We start from the raw sequence: 15,042 nt of genomic DNA on the forward strand, positions 1-15,042 counted from the left end.
CGCGCTCAGGCTTTGGCCGCAGCGGTCTTGCCGCTCTTTTCAAGGACCGATTCGGTGATCGAGTTCGGGATGCGTTTCGGCGTTTCGAACAGGCCGAGCAGCGGCATGATCACCAGGAAGAAGCCGAAGTAGTAGGCCGTGCCGGTCTGCGACAGCGTCACGTAGATGCCTTCCGCCGGCATGGCGCCGAGCCAGCCGAGCATGATGGCATTGGCGACGAAGATCCAGAAGAACAGCTTGTACCAGGGACGGTAGACGGCCGAGCGGACCTTGGAGGTGTCGAGCCAAGGCAGGAAGAACAGCACGATGATCGCACCGAACATCACGAGAACGCCGCCGAGCTTGCTATCGATCGGGCCGACATTGAAGGTGATGGCGCGCAGCATGGCGTAGAAGGGCAGGAAGTACCATTCCGGAACGATATGCGCCGGGGTCTTCAGGGGATCGGCCATGATGTAGTTGTCGGGGTGGCCGAGGTAGTTCGGCATGAAGAAGACGAACCAGGCGTAGACGATCAGGAAGATCGAGATGCCGAGCGCATCCTTCAGCGTCGCATAGGGCGTGAAGGGCACGGTGTCGGTCTTGGACTTCACCTCGACGCCGGTCGGGTTTGTCTGGCCGGTAACGTGCAGGGCCCAGATGTGCAGGATCACCACGCCGGCGATCATGAAGGGCAGCAGATAGTGCAGCGAGAAGAAGCGGTTGAGCGTCGGCTGGTCAACGGCAAAGCCGCCGAGCAGGAACTGCTGGATGCCCTCGCCGACCCAGGGGAAGGCCGAGAAGAAGCCGGTGATGACCGTCGCGCCCCAGAAGGACATCTGGCCCCAGGGCAGAACGTAGCCCATGAAGGCGGTCGCCATCATCAGCAGGAAGATCACCACGCCGAGGATCCAGAGGATCTCGCGCGGCGCCTTGTAGGAGCCGTAGTAGAGGCCGCGGGCAATGTGCAGGTAGACGGCAATGAAGAAGAAGGATGCGCCGTTGGCATGCATGTAGCGCAGCAGCCAGCCGTGGTTGACGTCGCGCATGATCTTTTCGACGGAGTTGAAGGCGACCGTCGTATCGGCGGCATAATGCATGGCGAGCACGACGCCCGTCAGGATCTGCACGATGAGCATCACCGCCAGCATGGCACCGAAGGTGTAGGCATAATTGAGGTTACGTGGAACCGGATAGGAAACGAAGCTGTCGTGGACGAGACGCGGCAAGGGCATGCGCGAGTCGATCCACTTTTCGATCCCCGTCGACGGCTGGTAGGTCGAATGATCTGCACTCATGAACTGGTTCCCCCTCAACCGATCTTGATGACGGTGTCGTTGACGAACGAAAAGGTCGGTACGGCAAGGTTCTGCGGCGCCGGACCCTTCCGGATACGGCCGGCCGTATCGTAGTGGGAACCATGACAGGGACAGAACCAGCCACCGAAATCACCGGCCTGGCCGAGCGGCACGCAACCGAGATGGGTGCAGGAGCCGATCATGACGATCCAGTTTTCCTTGCCTTCGCCAGCCGAACGATCGACGTCGGTCGCCGCCGCATCCGGTGCGAGGTTGGCATTGCGGGCGACCGGGTCCTTGAGGTCGGCCAGCTGCACGGCTTTGGCCTCTTCCACTTCCGCATCGGTGCGGTTGCGGATGAAGATCGGCTTGCCACGCCACTTGGCGGTCAGCGACATGCCGGGCTGCAGGCTCGACACATCCACCTCGATGGAGGCGAGCGCCAGCGTCGATGCATCCGGACGCATCTGGTCAATGAAGGGCCAGGCAGCGGCCGCGGCGCCGACGACGCCCGCCATACCGGTCGTCAGGTACAGGAAATCTCGGCGAGTCGGCTCGCCGGACGTTTCGCTCGTTGTCTCGTGTTCGCTCACGGTCAAACCATCCTCTCACGCATTTCTCTTGCGGAACCCGCAGCCTCTGCCGGTCGGCGCTAAGCCCTTGCCCCCGCACGCAGTTGAGCGAAGAAATTGCGCCAGATCAATAAGCGAGCTTGAAACACGGAAAGGATTTTTTGGCCGTCCCACCCGTGTGCCCCGCCTCGCCTGCCATCAGCCGGACACAGATTCCCCCTTCAATCCGCCGCGTTCTATGCGTGAACAGCGCCCGTGTCCAGTGTCGCAATGACAGCTGGCCACTATGTCGCGGGATTTGACGGGTGGAATTGACGGGCGCCAAGGCGCTGGTTTCACGGCTGAAACGGGCCGGTCCGGCCAGCTACTCCGCCGCGGCCTCATCGCGGCCGATGAAGCCGCCGGATTGCCGGCTCCATAGATCCGCGTAAAGGCCGCCGCGCCGGATGAGTTCCTGATGGGTGCCGTCTTCGACGATCCGGCCACGATCCATGACGACCAGCCGGTCGAGCGCGGCGATGGTGGAAAGGCGGTGGGCAATGGCGAGCACCGTCTTTCCCTGCATCAGACGCTCTAGATTGGACTGGATGGCCGCCTCGACCTCCGAATCAAGCGCCGAGGTCGCCTCGTCGAGCACGAGGATCGGCGCATTCTTCAGCATGACGCGGGCAATGGCGATGCGCTGGCGCTGGCCGCCGGAGAGTTTTACGCCGCGCTCGCCGACATGGGCGTCGAAACCGGTGCGGCCGCGCTGATCGGAGAGCTGCTCGATGAAGGCGAGCGCCTCGGCTTTCTCGGCGGCGTCCCGAAGCGCCGCCTCGTCCGCATCGGGGCGGCCGAAGAGGATGTTGTCGCGGATCGAGCGGTGCAGCAGCGAGGTATCCTGGCTGACCATGCCGATCTGGCCGCGCAGGCTCTCCTGCGTCACCGCGGCGATATCCTGCCCGTCGATGAGGATGCGCCCGCCCTCGACATCGTAAAAGCGCAGGAGAAGGTTGACGAGGGTGGACTTGCCCGCGCCCGAGCGACCGACGATGCCGACCTTCTCGCCGGGCCGGACGGTGAGCGAGAGATCGTCAATGACGCCGCTTTCGCGGCCGTAGTGGAAGCGAACGTTTTCGAAGCGGATATCAGGCTGCCGGATGACGAGCGGCTTGGCCTCCGGCCTGTCCACCAGCCCGATCGGCTGCGAGAGGAGATCGGCTGAATTCTGGATCGTGCCGATGTTGCGCATGATGCCGTTGAGCTGCGTCATCAGGCGTCCGAGCAGGAAATTGAGGCGAAGCACCAGCGCCATGGTGAAGGCGACGGCACCCGAGGTGACGAGGCCGGAGAGCCAGAGATGGATCGAGAGCGCCGCCATGGAGACGATCATGATGCCCGACAACAGCGACATGGAGGCGCGCACGCCCGTCAGCAGCCGCGTGAAACGCAGGATCGTCTCCTGGTAGATGTCGAAGCCGGCCCGCATGTAGCGGTCGTTTTCCTCGGCACGGCCGAAGAGGCGCAGCGTCTGGATATTGGAATAGGCATCCACCATGCGGCCCGACAACATGGAGGAGGCCTCTGCCGAGGCGCGCGAATGCTCGCGGATGCGCGGCACGAAATAGCGCGCGAGGAAGGCGAAGGCGACGATCCAGAGCATGACGATGGCGGCCAGCTTCAGATCGAGGCTGCCGATCAGCACGAGCGTCGAGACCGCATAGATCGCCACGAACCAGATGCTCTCCATGAAAGAGGTCATGACATCGCCGGTCGCCTGCCCCGCCGACCAGACCTTTGTGACGATGCGACCGGAAAAATCGTTCTGGAAGAAGGAGATCGATTGGCGGGCGACATGCACATAGGACTGCCAGCGCACGAGATTGTAAAAACCGGGCGTGATGACCTGTTGATCGATCAGCGCCGTCAGGAAGGTGACGAGAAAGCGCACAACGCCGACGAGCAGCAGCATGGTGAGGAGTTCGAGGCCGTGGGCGGCGATCAGCCTGCTCCAGCCGTCCCCCGGCTTCAGCGTGTCGAGAATGTCGACGATGCGGCCGACATACCAGAAGGTCGCCGCCTCGATGCCGGCCGTCGCGCCGCCGAGAACGAGCATCAGGAAGAAGGGCAGCTTCGCCTGCCGGAGATAGAACCAGACGAAGGAAAGGAGCGGCTGCGGTGGCCTCAGATCGGCCCGCTCCGCGAAGGGATCAATCCATGTTTCGAAGGTCTTGAAGATCCGGTTCATCATGGGCGCTGATATAGCCCCTTCCCGCGTTGCGGCAAATTAATCTTTGTCAAGGGATGCCGGCAATGAGCCGCGGACGGGGATGACAGCGCCAAAGCGGCATCCAAAGCGTTTTGAATGCTTGCCAAGCGGGTCCTGGCGCCATAGATCGCGCCCATGGCTTTCCGCCTCCGGCAGGAAAGCCCTGAAAGACCAGTTCGTTTTTCCGGCTCCGCCCGGCGCCTCCCAAGGCCGGTCGGCGTCATCAGGCGCCCTGCCCCTCGTCCTCCCCGGCGGGGCACGGGCGTCGTCTCAAAAAGGGTTCCCATCGTGGCCAGTATCCCACAGACCAAGGCCTCCGGCGTTTCGTCCGGGGCCGCGACGGCTTCCGCTCCGTCCAGCTTTCGCTTCGCGCTGATCGCGCTCACCACGCTCTTCTTCATGTGGGGCTTCATCACCTGCCTGAACGACATTCTCGTGCCGCATCTGCGCAACGTCTTCTCGCTGAACTATACGCAGTCGATGCTGATCCAGTTCTGCTTCTTCGGCGCCTACTTTCTCGTGTCGCTGCCGGCCGGCGCCATCGTCAAGCGCATTACCTACAAATGGGGCATCGTCGCCGGCCTCGTGGTCGCAGCCATCGGCTGCGGCCTCTTCGTGCCGGCCGCCAGCGAGCGCTCCTATCCGCTCTTCCTCGGCGCGCTCTTCGTGCTTGCCAGCGGCATCACGCTGCTGCAGGTGGCGGCCAACCCCTACGTCACCGTGCTCGGCCCGCCGGACACGGCCGCCAGCCGCCTGACGCTGACGCAGGCCTTCAACGCGCTCGGCACCACGGTCGCACCGGCCTTCGGCGCCTTCCTCATCCTCGGCAGCGCGGCGGCCGCCACCGCCACCATGACGCCGGAGCAGATTGACGCCGTAAAGGCCGCCGAAGCGGCTGCGGTGAAGCTGCCCTATATGGGCCTTGCCGCCGCGCTTCTGGCGCTCGCCGCCCTGTTTGCGGCGCTGCGCCTTCCGGCCGTCGATGATCTCGAGGATCTCTCGCCGATCGCCGAGACCGGTTCGGCCTGGAGCCATCGCCATCTGGTGCTCGGCGCCGTCGCGATCTTCCTCTACGTCGGCGCGGAAGTCTCGATCGGCAGCTTCCTCGTCAACTTCCTCGGCGAAGCCTCGATCGCCGGCATGCCGGAGGCGGAAGCCGCCCACTACGTCACCTATTTCTGGGGCGGCGCCATGATCGGCCGCTTCATCGGCTCGGCCGCCATGCGCTATGTGCCGGGCGGCAAGGCGCTCGCCTTCAATGCGGCCGTGGCAACGGTGCTTTTGCTCGCAACGGTCTTCACCTCGGGCTCGCTCGCCATGTGGGCGGTACTGGCGATCGGCCTCTTCAACTCCATCATGTTCCCGACCATCTTCTCGCTGGCGCTGCACGGCCTTGGCCGCCACACCAGCCAGGGCTCCGGCATCCTCTGCCTCGCCATCGTCGGCGGCGCCATCCTTCCGCTCGCCCAAGGCGCGCTCGCCGACCACATCGGCATCCAGCACGCCTTCCTGATGCCGGTGCTCTGCTACCTCTTCATCGTCTATTACGGCCTGAAGGGCAGCCGCCCGGCGTAAGGGGGTGCTGGTCGATATTAAGGCACTGCCTCTCCGTCATGGTCGGGCCTGACCCGACCATCCGTGCCGCAGCGGGTGCGCTCGCGGCATGGATCCTCGGGTCAAGCCCGAGGATGACGGTGGGAAGAGACGCTGACGAGAACGACAAAGGGCGCCGCGATCTCTTGCGGCGCCCTTTGTCATTTCGGTCTCACGTCACTCCGCAAGCACAGCCGCCGTCGGCTCCTCCGCATCGTCGGCGAGGAAGCCGCCGGACTGGCGGGCCCAGAGGGCGGCGTAGATGCCGCCGTGATCGACGAGTTCTGAATGCGAACCGGTCTCGACCACGCGGCCGCGTTCGAGCACGATCAGCCGGTCCATCTCCGTCAGCGTCGACAGGCGGTGGGCGATCGCGATCACCGTCTTGCCTTCCATGAGGGCGAAGAGGTTTTCCTGGATCGCGGCTTCCACTTCCGAATCGAGCGCCGAGGTTGCCTCGTCGAGGATCAGGATCGGCGCGTTCTTGAGGAACACGCGCGCGATCGCGATGCGCTGGCGCTGGCCGCCGGAGAGCTTGACGCCGCGCTCGCCGACCTGGGCATCGAGACCGCGACGACCATGCATGTCCTCGAGATCGACGATGAAGTCCCAGGCATTCGCCCGTTTCGCCGCCTCGACGATCTCGGCGTCGCTCGCTTCGGGCCGGCCATAGGCGATGTTGTCGCGAATGGAGCGGTGCAGAAGCGAGGTATCCTGCGTCACGACGCCAATCAGGCCGCGCAGACTGTCCTGCGTCACCGTCGCGATGTCCATGCCGTCGATGGTGATGCGCCCGCCTTCGAGATCGTAGAAGCGAAGCAGCAGGTTCATCAGCGTTGTCTTGCCGGCGCCGGAGCGACCGACAAGGCCGACCTTTTCGCCCGGACGGATGTCGAGCGTCAGGCCCTCGATGACACCGCCGCCCGCCTTGCCATAGTGGAAGGTGACGTTGTCGTAGCGGATCGCGCCGCGCGGGGCGCTGAGCGCCGGAGCGGCCGGCGGGTCGACGATGTCGTGCGCCTTCGTCATCATGCTCATGCCGTCATAGACGGTGCCGATGGCTTCGAAGAGCGCGGCGACTTCCCACATGATCCACTGCGACATGCCGTTGATGCGCATGGCAAGGCCGATGGCCACCGCGATCGCGCCGACCGAGATGGTGCCCGTCAGCCAGGAATAGATGCTGAGGGCCGCCACGGCGAAGATCGCCACCGCATTGTTGATGTCGATGAGGATGTTGAGCGCCGAGATCTGCCGCATCTGCCGGTGCACGGTGCCGAGAAACTCGCCCATGCCCTCGCGGGCATAGCGTTCCTCGCGGCCTGCATGGGAGAAGAGCTTCACCGTCGCGATGTTGGTGTAGCTGTCCACCACGCGCCCGGTCATCATCGAGCGGGCATCGGCCTGATCGCTCGAGGACTTGCGCAGCTTCGGGATGAAGTAGCGCAGGATGCCGGCATAGGCGACGAACCAGGCAAGCAGCGGCAGCACGAGGCGCCAGTCGGCGGCAATCACCAGCGCCAGCATCGAGACGAAGAAGCTGATCGCATAGACGAAGACATCGATGATCTTCATGACCGCTTCGCGCACGGCCAGCGAGGTCTGCATCACCTTGGTGGAGACGCGGCCGGCGAACTCGTTGGCGAAGAAGGTCATGGAATGGCGCAGCAGGTAGCGGTGCATCTGCCAGCGCGCGATCATCGGGTAATTGCCGGCCAGCGCCTGATGCATGGTCAGCGTGTGCAGCGTGCCGACGAGCGGCAGGCCGATGAGAAGCAGCGCCGCCATCCAGATCAGGTGCGTGCCTTCATCCTGCAGGAACGTCTCGCGGTTGGCCGTCGAGAGCCAGTCCACGATATTGCCGAGGAACTGGTAGAGGAAGACTTCGCCGAACGCGATCAGCATGGAGCACAGGCCAAGCAGCGCCAGCCACGGCGCGGTGGGGCGCGTATAGTGCCAGCAGAAGGCGACGAGGCCCTTCGGCGGAACGGTCGGCTCCTCCGTCGGGAAGGGATTGAGCCGGGATTCGAACCAGGCGAACATGAAAGACACTCCTGAGAGAGGCCGCAATCAGCCGGAAACGGGCCGGGCGGCATATGTCACATAAAACAGGGAGCCGGTTGAGGCGGTGACGAACCGATTTCCCTAGAACGGGGCAAACCGGGCGGCACGCAAATCGATGTCAGTGCAATCGATGAAAACGGCGAAACCGGTCAGCAGAGCGGCGGCTGGAGAGCCATGCGGAAAGGCGCAAGAAACAGAAATGTCATTCGGCAGCCCTCCGTCGGTTCGCGTTGAGATGGTGACGTTCTACCGGCTTTTGCCGAGGCTCGCCAGCCCGGCTGCCCAACGAAACGGCAGATGCGGCCCGCCTGTTGCCAATTCGGCACAGATCGACTACCCGCCGGAGCAGAGCCGTGCTGCCGAAGCGGCACGGGACATGCGAGGAAAGACGGACGATGGCCATGATCGACATCGCGCTCTACCAGCCCGACATTGCCGGCAATACCGGCACGATCCTGCGCTTTGCCGCCTGCCTCGGGCTCGGCGTCCACGTCATCGAGCCGGCCGGCTTCGACCTCTCCGACCGCAACCTGAAGCGGGCCGGCATGGACTATATCGCCGCAGCCGCCCTGACGCGGCATGTGACCTGGGCCGCGTTCCAGGACTGGCGGTCCATGCAAGCTCGCCGGCTGGTGCTCTCCAGCACCATGGCCGCCTTGCCCTATACGGACTTCGCCTATGCAGACGGCGACATCCTGCTCTTCGGCCGCGAAAGTGCCGGCGTGCCGGAGAGCGTGCATGCGGCGGCGGAGGCGCGGGTGCTGGTGCCGATGCGGCCGGCCATGCGCTCGCTGAACGTCGCCGTGACCGCAGCAATGGTGGCGGGCGAGGCCTTGCGGCAGACGGGCGGGTTTGGCACCGTGTGAGCGGGGCGCCACGTTCTGCCCGCCAACGCAAGGGGTTGCGCCGCATGCTGCATCACGTCGAACTCTATGTTTCCGACATCGACCGCTCTCACGCCTTCTGGACCGGAATTCTTGGCCGCATCGGCTATGAGGAAAACGGGCGTTGGGCGGACGGCTTTACGGTGGGCAAGGGCGAGGACGCTTATCTGACCTTCGTGCAGGTGGCGGAAAAGCACCGCTCCCGGCCCTATCACCGCGGCGCCGTCGGCCTCAATCATCTGGCCTTCCGGGTGGCGACGCGCGCGGAGGTGGACGCGCTGAGGCAATTCTGCATCGAGACAGGCGCGAGCCTGCTCTACGACGACCGCTACCCCTTTGCCAATGGCGGAGAGGACTATTACGCGCTCTATGTTGAAGACCCCGACCGCATCAAGGTCGAGTTCGTGGCGGACGAGTAATCGAAACGGACGTCCTCAATCCATCACGTTCGCGAGCGCCCGCGGGGCGGCGTTGGCGATGCCGAGGCCGAGGTTCTTGAGGGCGGCGCGGGCGCGTTCGGCGCCGAGGCGGGCCGAATTCTCTTCCATGTCGCTGTTGACGAGCCGGCCGATGCCGCTGTCGTCCATGCCGTCGAGGATCTGGGTGAAGCTGGTGGTGGTCTGGACACGGGCCGCCGCCGAGCCGACGACCGTGCGGGCCGTGGTGAGCCCCCCGAGCATGGCGTCGATGGCGCGGATCATGCCTTCGAGTTCGTCGATGCGGGTGTTGCGGTCAAGGCCGATCTCTTCGCCCGAGGCCGCGACTTCCGAGATGCCGCCGATAAGGTGGTAATCGAAGCCACGTCCGGTGCGGGTCTTGCCGGTGTAGCTGCGCGTCAGGAGACCATCTTCGGCATCGCCTTCGGCAATCAGGTTGGTGCGGGCGGTATCGACATCGATGGTGCGCACCACCGGCCGCTCCCCGACGGGATCGACGGCGGCGATGATGGAGCGCAGGCCCGGCTTTTCGTGAGTTTCGGTTTTCAGCCAGTTCTGGCCGTTGAAACCGGCCTTGGCGACGACGGCGGACAACTGCGCCTTCAGCCGCTCGATCTCGCTGTCGAGGCGACCCTTGTTGTCGCCCGATTCGGCCTGGGCCTGGATGAGGCGCTTGCGGATTTCGCCGACGACGGCGCGGGCCGTATCGATGCCGATGGCGGCCGAATCGGCAAGGGCGGCGGACAGCGAAGTGGCGTCTTCGGCGCTGGCGAGCGACAGGCGCTCGGCCCCGAGCGCCCCTGTGGCCGACCAGTAGCCCGCGGGATCGGCGGAAACGCCGGTGCTGATTTTCCGCGCGCCTGTTGCGCGCACCGGCTGTCGCTGCTGGACGCGGCTGGCACCGTTCAGAAGCGAGAGCGCCGAGGCGGTCGCTGCGCTGATCCCCATGGTCGTCATGTACGAAGTCCCCTGATCCGATGGCCGGCTCATCTTTACCGGTCACGCCCGAGGAGCCACCAATCCGGTTCTTCGAGCCATGGCGGGAGTATGGCGAGAAGATTTTGCGGAACGCTTCGCGCATTCAATAAAATTCGAATGAAATGTCATTTTTTCCAGGCAAGGCCGCGGGCGGGCGATGACGTGGCGTCACATGAGAGCGTCTTCAGTCGGCGGTCGGCAGCCGGCGCATGGTGAATTCGATTTCGTCGCCATCGAGCTGGCGCCAGCTTTCCACCTCGGTCCAGTAGGCTGCCTTGGGGAAGGCCTTGAACCATTCGCGCGCCTTCTCGCGGGCGGCTTCGCGATCGAGTCGGAAGGTTTCCCGGACAAAAAGGTCGCGCCGGATACGGTTCGCCGTGCCCTTGGTCTCCTCCCTGCGGCGGCGTTCGATCTGCCGGCGCAAGCCTTCCAGTGGTGGTAACGGTCTCATGCCTGCCATCGGATGCCCCTCGCTACAGCCTGAAGATAGGACGCAGGCGCCGATTTTGCGAGTCTTTCCAGCCGATTGCGGTGCCCTCGCCGCAAGGGGGCGTTGCAATTGCTGGCCGAATGGTCGAACTGTCAGGAAACAGGGATAGCGCGTGTGAGGAGGCACCCGATGGAACGACCGCAACTGCCAAAGGGCCTGCCCGATGACATCGAGGCCCGCAAGGCCGAGGCCCGCCAGTGGTTCGAAGGCCTGCGCGACACCATCGTCGCCACCTTCGAAGCGATCGAGGACGAACTGACCGGCCCGAATGCCGACAGGCCTGCCGGCCGCTTCGTCGCCAAGGACTGGCTCAGGGAAAACGGCGCAGGCGGCGGCGGGCGCATGTCGATGATGGAAGGCCGCGTCTTCGAGAAGGTCGGCGTGCACACCTCGACGGTCTATGGCGAATTCTCGCCGGAGTTCCGCAGCCAGATGCCCGGTGCGGACGAAGATCCGCGCTTCTGGGCCTCCGGAATCTCGCTGATCGCCCATCCCGTCAACCCGAACGTTCCGGCCGTCCACATGAACACGCGCATGGTGGTGACGACCAGCCGCTGGTTCGGGGGCGGCGCTGATCTGACACCGGTGCTCGACCGGCGCCGGCGCCAGGACGACCCCGACACCGAACTCTTCCACCGCGCCATGCAGCTGGCCTGCGACCGCCATTCGGACATTGTCGCGTATCCGAAACTGAAGGCCTGGTGCGACGAGTATTTCCACCTCAAGCATCGCAACGAACCGCGCGGCGTCGGCGGCATCTTCTACGACTGGCTGCACTCGCCGGCCGAAAAGGGCGGCTTCGACGCCGATTTCGCCTTTACCCGCGATGTCGGCCAGGCCTTTTCACTGGTCTATCCGCGCCTGGTGCGCACCAATTTCGAAACGCCGTGGACCGAGGCGGACCGCGAGGAACAGTTGGTCCGGCGCGGCCGCTACGTGGAATTCAACCTGCTTTACGACCGTGGCACGATCTTCGGCCTGAAGACGGGCGGCAATGTGGATTCGATCCTCTCGTCCATGCCGCCGATGGTGCGCTGGCCGGCGTGAAGGCCGCGCGGGCGGGTGGGATACCCCCCTCTGTCCTGCCGGACATCTCCCCCACAAGGGGGGAGATCGGGTGGACGTGACGGATTGCCCGCATTGTTGGCGCGCAAGCCGTCCTCCTCGTCATTTGACCTGTGCCCAAGGTCACCCCACCCCGGCGCACGCGCCGACCCGCCCCCTCAAGGGGCGGGTGGGAGAGCGCCGCAACCGGCGCACATGTCCCTCACCGTGGAAAATGCAGCATTCGCCGCGGCGACCCTACCTCCCCTTGAGGGGGAGGTCGCCGCAAAGCGGCGGGTGGGGTGATCGCGCGGCCGGGCTGAGAAGCCGCAATCACCCGCCCTCAGATCACGCCCAGCGACCAGGAGACGATCTGGGCAGCAACAGTGGCGAACGCCTTGTCGAGGCCGGCGACGAAGGCCTTGTTGCCGGAGCCGGCGACCGGGATTTCGGCGCGGAAGGCCTTCTGGGCGACGATGGTGCCGTTGCGGTCGTTGAGGAGCTTGGCGGAAATCTCGACGATGGCGCGCTGCGGACCGGCGGTGGAGACCTCGAAGGCGCGGATATCGGTCAGAAGCTGATAATCGATCGCCAGCCCCTCGCCCGGCTTGCCGACGCCGCCGAGGCGGCCCGAAGCCTCGAAGGCCTGCACGAGCTTCGACTGGACCATGCGCGGCAGGCGGTCACTCCACTGCGACTGCGCGAGATACTGTAGCTCGGCGCCCGAGAGGCGGACGACGATCTGTTCGCTATCGAGGGCTTTGAGCGCCGACGGCTCGGGAACGAGAAGCTGCCGGCCCTTGGCGGCGCGGCCCTCGACAGCCGGCATGGCGCTCAAGGTAAAGGTGTCGTTGGTCGCCTGCCCGGCACAGCCGGCCAGCGCCAGCGTGGCCAGAGCCAGAGCCGTTGCGGCCCGAACGAGGGAAAAACGGACCGAACTGCCTGAAGGACGCGCCATCGATACTCCAACCTCTCATCACCCAGCCCGGAATTTAGAGACCGCCGACCGGAAAGCAAATGCCCATTCTCTTCAACCCGGCGCCGGGAACAGGTTCCACAGGCGCCGGGGCACTGTTCGACGGTGGGGGCGCGCGGCCGCCTCGTCTCCGCGGCCGTTACCGGCGCGTGCGCCCGTCATACTGCTTCACCGTCTCACCGCCGAAGATCAGCCGCTGCGGATCCTTGTCGAAGGTCGAGATCGTATCCTGCAGCGTGCGCATCGTGCGGCGCGTCTCATCGACGAGCGCCTGCACGTCGCGCAGGCCCGAACCCGAGAAACGCTTGATATTGTCGGCGATCGGGCCGATCTGCGCATTGAGGTTGTCGGCGACCGCCCGGAACGACTTCAGCGTATCCTGCGCCTGCGCCGACAGCGAGGGCGCATCCGCGTCGCCGAGGAAGCCGTCGATCTTGACGAGAATGCCGTCGACGCGCGTCGAGGCGGCGTTCAGCTTCTCGATCATGTCGCGGGCCTGATCGATCGTCTTGTCGATATCCGGGCGGCGCTGGTCGATGGTCTCGCCAAGCCGCTGGAAGGAGGCGACTGCCTCGCGCGCATCGGCAGACGCCGCGCTGACATTGTCGACCGCCGAACCGACCTTGGCCGGGTCGACGGAGGCGACGAGCGTATCGACGCGTTTCAGGGTTTCCTGCGCGTTCTTGCCGAAGGCCTCGTAGGTCTCGACCGTGCGCCGGATGCCGGCGACGGCATCGGTGACCTGGCCGGATGCGGTGCGCAGGTCGTTGCTCATCGCCTCGACGTTGGTCACGATCGTCTCGACCTTCTTCGTATCGACCGCCCGCACCAGATTGTCGGCGGCTTCCAGCGTCGAATTCAGCTTGGCCGAGGCCGAGTTGATGGAATCAGACATGTTGGCGACGCTTTCGAGGAATTTGTCGATCCCGTCGGAATTGTCGGCCAGCGACTTGGTGAAGCGCTCGGCATTGCCGATGGTTTGGGTCAGTGGCCCGCGCACATCCTTCACGAAGCCCTGCAGGTCGCCGATGGCGGTGTTGGCGCGGTCGAGGATCTGGTCGGCGGTGGTGAGCAGCGTCGTGACGCTCGATTCGTCCGCCGTCAGCGTCGCAGGCTGACCGGTCTCCAGCGCCTTGGCGAGAATGTTCTCCTCGCCCTGACTGCCGCCGGACAGTTCGATATAGGCCGCGCCCGTCAGGCCCTGAATCTCAAGCTTTGCCGTTGTGCTGGCAACGACCGGCGCGTCAACGGACACTTCGGTGCGGGCGACGGAATAGCGCGAATCCTTGGAGTTGATCGCAAGCCCCTTCACGGAGCCGACCGAAATGCCGTTGAAGCGCACCGGCGAGCCGACGCTGAGCCCGTTGGCGGAGCCGGGAATGGAGATGACGAGCGGAGCCATCTGGCCGCCCTGGCCGTATTGCGACATCCAGTAGACGAAGCCGAAGGCAGCGGCGACGACGAAGACGGTGAAAAAACCGACGATCGTGTAGTTGGCTTTTGTTTCCATGCGTTCCGGCCATCTTCCTTGCGGGAGGCGCCGGTTAGGGGCGCCGACGCTGTCATTCTCATTCGCACGTCCGGCGGACCGGACAAAATCGTCTCACTGGGGCTCGCCGACCACGACCGAGCGGGCGCGCTTGCCCTTGAAATAGGATTGCACCCAGGGGTCGTCGAAGGCCAGCATGTCATCGAGCGTGCCTTCGACCAGCACCTTCTTCTTGCCGAGCACGGCAATGCGGTCGCAGACCGAAAACAGACTGTCGAGATCGTGAGTCACCATGTACACGGTCAATCCCAGCGTGTCGCGCAATTTGGCGATGAGATCGTCGAACTCGGCGGCGCCGATGGGATCGAGGCCCGAGGTCGGCTCGTCGAGGAAGACGAGGTCGGGATCGAGCGCCAGGGCCCGGGCGAGCGCCGCGCGCTTGATCATGCCGCCGGAGAGTTCGGAGGGAAACTTGCTCGCCGCTTCCGGCGCAAGGCCGACGAGGTCGATCTTCAGCCGCGCCAGTTCGTCCATCATGTCCTGCGGCAGATCGAGATATTCGCGCATCGGCACCTGGATATTCTCCAGCACCGTGAGGGAGGAAAACAGCGCCCCGTGCTGGAAGAGAACGCCAAGGCGCATATCGAGCTGCAACCGTTCGGCATCGGTCGCGGCATCGTAATCCTTGCCGAGAATCTCGATCGTGCCTTCCTTGTGCGGCAGAAGGCGCAGCACCGTGCGCATCAGCACCGACTTGCCCGTTCCGGACGCGCCGACGAAACCGAGGATTTCGCCGCGATAGACATCAAGATCGAGCTTGTCGAGCACGACGTTGTCGCCGAAAGCGACGGTGAGACCCTTGACGGAGAGGATTGCCTCGCGCTCGTCCTCGTCGCGCGTCGCCGTGTGTTCCACGCCTTCCGGCGTCTCTATCAGCGCGCCATTCCGGGGGCGCGGGCTGGGTTCGGCGTCCATCCGGTCCTCCCT

13 protein-coding genes are annotated in these 15,042 nt (G+C 64.8%); 4 read left to right on the forward strand and 9 right to left on the reverse strand.

Annotation, left to right across the window (positions count from 1 at the left end; genetic code table 11):
* Positions 1 to 5: 5 nt before the first annotated feature.
* The 3 genes from F3H41_RS03485 to F3H41_RS03495 form a co-directional block, all read right to left on the reverse strand.
* Positions 6 to 1,277 carry a cytochrome b N-terminal domain-containing protein gene (locus F3H41_RS03485; RefSeq protein ID WP_149737158.1) on the reverse strand — a complete coding sequence of 424 codons (1,272 nt, stop codon included), beginning with the start codon at positions 1,275 to 1,277 and terminating at the stop codon, positions 6 to 8.
* 14 nt (positions 1,278 to 1,291) lie between these two features.
* On the reverse strand, positions 1,292 to 1,870 hold the full coding sequence (gene petA / locus F3H41_RS03490; protein WP_149737159.1) for a ubiquinol-cytochrome c reductase iron-sulfur subunit: 579 nt from the start codon (positions 1,868 to 1,870) through the stop codon (positions 1,292 to 1,294).
* A 343-nt stretch (positions 1,871 to 2,213) separates the two neighbouring features.
* Entirely contained in the window at positions 2,214 to 4,082 is a 1,869-nt protein-coding gene (locus F3H41_RS03495; RefSeq protein WP_149737160.1) for an ABC transporter ATP-binding protein, read from the reverse strand.
* A 315-nt stretch (positions 4,083 to 4,397) separates the two neighbouring features.
* Here F3H41_RS03495 and F3H41_RS03500 point away from each other — a divergent pair, with 315 nt between their 5' ends.
* Entirely contained in the window at positions 4,398 to 5,675 is a 1,278-nt protein-coding gene (locus F3H41_RS03500) for a sugar MFS transporter (RefSeq protein WP_244616119.1), read from the forward strand.
* Positions 5,676 to 5,870: 195 nt separating this feature from the next.
* On the opposite strand, the gene F3H41_RS03505 is transcribed toward F3H41_RS03500, so the two are convergent.
* Positions 5,871 to 7,736 carry an ABC transporter ATP-binding protein gene (locus F3H41_RS03505; RefSeq protein WP_149737161.1) on the reverse strand — a complete coding sequence of 622 codons (1,866 nt, stop codon included), beginning with the start codon at positions 7,734 to 7,736 and terminating at the stop codon, positions 5,871 to 5,873.
* 416 nt (positions 7,737 to 8,152) lie between these two features.
* On the opposite strand from F3H41_RS03505, the gene F3H41_RS03510 reads away from it, so the two are divergent.
* The gene (locus F3H41_RS03510; protein ID WP_149737162.1) at positions 8,153 to 8,623 is read left to right on the forward strand and encodes a tRNA (cytidine(34)-2'-O)-methyltransferase; all 471 of its coding nucleotides are present in this window, start codon (positions 8,153 to 8,155) and stop codon (positions 8,621 to 8,623) included.
* A 44-nt stretch (positions 8,624 to 8,667) separates the two neighbouring features.
* Complete coding sequence (locus F3H41_RS03515; RefSeq protein ID WP_149737163.1) at positions 8,668 to 9,060, forward strand: VOC family protein; 393 nt, start codon at positions 8,668 to 8,670, stop codon at positions 9,058 to 9,060.
* A gap of 15 nt (positions 9,061 to 9,075) precedes the next feature.
* Here F3H41_RS03515 and F3H41_RS03520 read toward each other — a convergent pair whose 3' ends face one another.
* Positions 9,076 to 10,035 (reverse strand): hypothetical protein, encoded by a 960-nt coding sequence (locus F3H41_RS03520; RefSeq protein WP_188129328.1) that lies wholly within the window; start codon positions 10,033 to 10,035, stop codon positions 9,076 to 9,078.
* A 205-nt stretch (positions 10,036 to 10,240) separates the two neighbouring features.
* Complete coding sequence (locus F3H41_RS03525; RefSeq protein WP_149737165.1) at positions 10,241 to 10,516, reverse strand: hypothetical protein; 276 nt, start codon at positions 10,514 to 10,516, stop codon at positions 10,241 to 10,243.
* Between the two features lie 159 nt (positions 10,517 to 10,675).
* Here F3H41_RS03525 and hemF point away from each other — a divergent pair, with 159 nt between their 5' ends.
* Complete coding sequence (gene hemF, locus F3H41_RS03530) at positions 10,676 to 11,593, forward strand: oxygen-dependent coproporphyrinogen oxidase (RefSeq protein WP_149737166.1); 918 nt, start codon at positions 10,676 to 10,678, stop codon at positions 11,591 to 11,593.
* A 340-nt stretch (positions 11,594 to 11,933) separates the two neighbouring features.
* Here hemF and F3H41_RS03535 read toward each other — a convergent pair whose 3' ends face one another.
* The 3 genes from F3H41_RS03535 to F3H41_RS03545 form a co-directional block, all read right to left on the reverse strand.
* Positions 11,934 to 12,548, reverse strand: a complete 615-nt coding sequence (locus F3H41_RS03535; protein ID WP_149737167.1) for an ABC-type transport auxiliary lipoprotein family protein — start codon at positions 12,546 to 12,548, stop codon at positions 11,934 to 11,936.
* Between the two features lie 157 nt (positions 12,549 to 12,705).
* A complete protein-coding gene (locus tag F3H41_RS03540; protein ID WP_149737168.1) occupies positions 12,706 to 14,076 on the reverse strand; it encodes an MlaD family protein in 1,371 nt (456 codons plus the stop codon).
* Positions 14,077 to 14,169: 93 nt separating this feature from the next.
* Positions 14,170 to 15,030 (reverse strand): ABC transporter ATP-binding protein, encoded by an 861-nt coding sequence (locus tag F3H41_RS03545; RefSeq protein ID WP_149737169.1) that lies wholly within the window; start codon positions 15,028 to 15,030, stop codon positions 14,170 to 14,172.
* Between the last annotated feature and the right edge of the window lie 12 nt (positions 15,031 to 15,042).

The organism is Rhizobium sp. RU20A, assembly GCF_900155885.1.
GTDB lineage: Bacteria > Pseudomonadota > Alphaproteobacteria > Rhizobiales > Rhizobiaceae > RU20A.

What these genes read in the sequence shown, in the direction of transcription:
- F3H41_RS03520 (WP_188129328.1), bottom strand. Translation starts at nt 10,035, where the DNA reads ATGACGACCATGGGGATCAGCGCAGCGACCGCCTCGGCGCTCTCGCTT.
- F3H41_RS03525 (WP_149737165.1), bottom strand. Translation starts at nt 10,516, where the DNA reads ATGGCAGGCATGAGACCGTTACCACCACTGGAAGGCTTGCGCCGGCAG.
- F3H41_RS03535 (WP_149737167.1), bottom strand. Translation starts at nt 12,548, where the DNA reads ATGGCGCGTCCTTCAGGCAGTTCGGTCCGTTTTTCCCTCGTTCGGGCC.
- F3H41_RS03545 (WP_149737169.1), bottom strand. Translation starts at nt 15,030, where the DNA reads ATGGACGCCGAACCCAGCCCGCGCCCCCGGAATGGCGCGCTGATAGAG.
- hemF (WP_149737166.1), top strand. Translation starts at nt 10,676, where the DNA reads ATGGAACGACCGCAACTGCCAAAGGGCCTGCCCGATGACATCGAGGCC.
- F3H41_RS03540 (WP_149737168.1), bottom strand. Translation starts at nt 14,076, where the DNA reads ATGGAAACAAAAGCCAACTACACGATCGTCGGTTTTTTCACCGTCTTC.
- F3H41_RS03485 (WP_149737158.1), bottom strand. Translation starts at nt 1,277, where the DNA reads ATGAGTGCAGATCATTCGACCTACCAGCCGTCGACGGGGATCGAAAAG.
- F3H41_RS03505 (WP_149737161.1), bottom strand. Translation starts at nt 7,736, where the DNA reads ATGTTCGCCTGGTTCGAATCCCGGCTCAATCCCTTCCCGACGGAGGAG.
- F3H41_RS03515 (WP_149737163.1), top strand. Translation starts at nt 8,668, where the DNA reads ATGCTGCATCACGTCGAACTCTATGTTTCCGACATCGACCGCTCTCAC.
- F3H41_RS03510 (WP_149737162.1), top strand. Translation starts at nt 8,153, where the DNA reads ATGGCCATGATCGACATCGCGCTCTACCAGCCCGACATTGCCGGCAAT.
- F3H41_RS03495 (WP_149737160.1), bottom strand. Translation starts at nt 4,082, where the DNA reads ATGATGAACCGGATCTTCAAGACCTTCGAAACATGGATTGATCCCTTC.